General features: G+C 37.4%; 4 protein-coding genes. 3 read left to right on the top strand and 1 reads right to left on the bottom strand.

The annotated features are described in order from the left end of the window. The coding region (locus AC3AX0_RS07305; RefSeq protein ID WP_487549648.1) for a mechanosensitive ion channel family protein at window positions 1-541 on the bottom strand (541 nt) is incomplete at its 3' end. A 133-nt stretch (window positions 542-674) separates the two neighbouring features. Here AC3AX0_RS07305 and AC3AX0_RS07310 point away from each other — a divergent pair. From AC3AX0_RS07310 to AC3AX0_RS07320, 3 genes are all read left to right on the top strand, one after another. Beyond that, window positions 675-1,274: a thymidine kinase gene (locus AC3AX0_RS07310; protein WP_487549649.1), complete on the top strand. Its 600-nt coding sequence runs from the start codon at window positions 675-677 to the stop codon at window positions 1,272-1,274. Window positions 1,275-1,343: 69 nt separating this feature from the next. Continuing rightward, window positions 1,344-2,282, top strand: a complete 939-nt coding sequence (locus AC3AX0_RS07315) for a DUF1385 domain-containing protein (RefSeq protein ID WP_487549650.1) — start codon at window positions 1,344-1,346, stop codon at window positions 2,280-2,282. A gap of 59 nt (window positions 2,283-2,341) precedes the next feature. After that, window positions 2,342-2,404, top strand: a 63-nt coding sequence (locus AC3AX0_RS07320) for a hypothetical protein (RefSeq protein WP_487549654.1), incomplete at its 3' end; no start/stop codon positions are given.

Below are 2,404 nucleotides of genomic sequence, written 5' to 3' on the forward strand. Positions count from 1 at the left end.
GATCTGCATCATAGCTTACGCCAACTGTCAGGTCAACTCTTCTTTCAGAATATGCTGTGTAATTTGTAATTGCCCCACCTGTTATGAAGCTGTTTGGAACAAGAATCTTTTTGTTGTCAAGTGATTTAAGCGTTGACATGAAGATTCCAATTTCTTCGATTATTCCGTCATGGCCACCTGTTTCAACATAATCTCCTACATTGAATGGCTTGAATGTCACAATCATTACACCACTTGCAAAATTCGAAAGATTTCCCTGCAGAGCAAATCCTATTGCCAGAGTAGCTGCACCAAGTATTGCAACGAGGGAAGTTGTTGCGACATTGAATGTTTTTAGAATTGCAATAATCAATATAAACATCAATACAAATTTCAATATTGAAATTGCAAATCCTTCAAGCATTGGGTCAACTGATTTTTTATCCAGTATTTTCTTAACTTGGCTCGCGATGAGATTGATAATAACCCGTCCAACAAAGAAGATTACTGCTGCTTTTACAAGCATAAATAAAATAATCAATACACTTTCACCTAAATACATGTTACCACCTCTTTCTTAGTCTTAACTATATTATAATGAATATTCACTCAAAAAGCAAAGTTTAATGACTCGTATATCTTGTCTTTTCCGATGAAAATGATATACTGTTAACAGGAATTGACGGAGGTAGAAAATGTCAAAGCTATATTTTAGATACGGTGCCATGAACTGTGGAAAATCAACAAACCTAATGCAGGTAGCTTTCAACTATGAGGAACGGGGCATGAAAACCATAGTCATAAAGCCGGGAATAGACACAAAAGGCGAAGACAAGGTTATATCAAGACTTGGCATTGAAAGAAAGGTGGACATAGTTGTTGATGGATACATGAACCTTGTGGATGAAGTTGTAAAATATATTGAAGAATGTGAAAAACTCCACTGTATCTTGGTAGACGAGGCGCAGTTTTTGAAAAGTGTACAGATAGACCAGCTTTTCGAGGTGGCTGTGAAAATGAACATCCCAGTAATATGCTACGGACTTAGGACCGATTTTTTAATGAACGGGTTTGAGGGAAGCGAGAGACTACTATTAATAGCACATAGCATAGAAGAGCTTAAGACTATATGCGCCTGTGGAAGAAAGGCGTTGCTTAATGGTAGAAAGGTAAACGGAGAGTTTGTATTTGAAGGAAGCCAGGTGGCAATAGACCAGGAGAATGATGTTGAATATGAGTCCCTTTGCGGAGTATGCTTCTACAAGGAAAAGGAAAAATATTTAAGTAGAAAATAAAGGTTACAGTAATAAAATAGTTAAAAATCCATTTATATGTTATAATGGGTGGAAAATTATTTGAAATGGATGGTAGAAAAATTGGCGAAAACTAAAAAAACATCAATAGGAGGACAGGCTCTCATAGAAGGAATTATGATGAGAGGTCCCCATAAGATAGCGACGGCAGTGAGAAAGCCCGACGGTGAAATAATCGTTAAAACTCAGGACATAAAACCAATATTCAAAAGCAAGATTCTTAAATTGCCTCTAATAAGAGGAAGTATAGCTATAATTGAGGCAATGCTGGTGGGAATAAAGGAATTAATGTATTCAGCGGAATTTTATGAAGATGAACTTGAAGAGGATGCATTCGATAGGTTCATAAGAAAAATGTTTAAGGAAAATGCAGACCAGGCAATTATATACTTTTCCGTGGTAATGGCCCTTTTAATATCAATAGGAGCATTCATAATACTTCCAAACCTTGTGGCAGGACTTCTTAAGAAATTTGTGGAAAGTCCCCTTGTACTGAACCTCCTTGAGGGGCTTTTGAGGGTAGGATTATTTACTGTGTATGTATACCTCATTTCCAAGATGGAGGACATCAAGAGGGTGTTCATGTACCACGGTGCCGAGCACAAGACTATATATGCATATGAAAATGGAGATGAGCTGACTGTTGAAAATGCAAGAAAGTACATAACACTTCATCCAAGATGCGGAACAAGCTTTCTTGTGAATGTGTTGATCATATCAATAATAGTATTTTCATTCTTTGGATGGCCTAGTGTGCTCATGAGAATAGTTACAAGGCTTGTGATGATGCCTGTAATAGCGGGATTGTCATATGAGATAAATAGATATATTGGTAAAAGTGAAAACAAGGGAATTGCAAAAATGCTTGCAAAGCCTGGATTTCAGTTCCAGAAGCTTACTACAAAGGAACCTACTGACGACATGCTTGAGGTTGCAATAGCTGCAATGAAGGAAGTAATACCTGCAAACAAGGAAGACGACAAGTGGTAGAAAAAAACATAAGACAATGTATCAAGGAAGCTGTGGATATTCTGGGAGAAAGGAAGTATATGAACCCCCTTCTGGATGCACAGCTTTTGCTTGCCTTTGCAATGGGCAGGGAAAAATTGTAT

It is taken from the genome of Dethiosulfatibacter sp. (assembly GCF_983023055.1).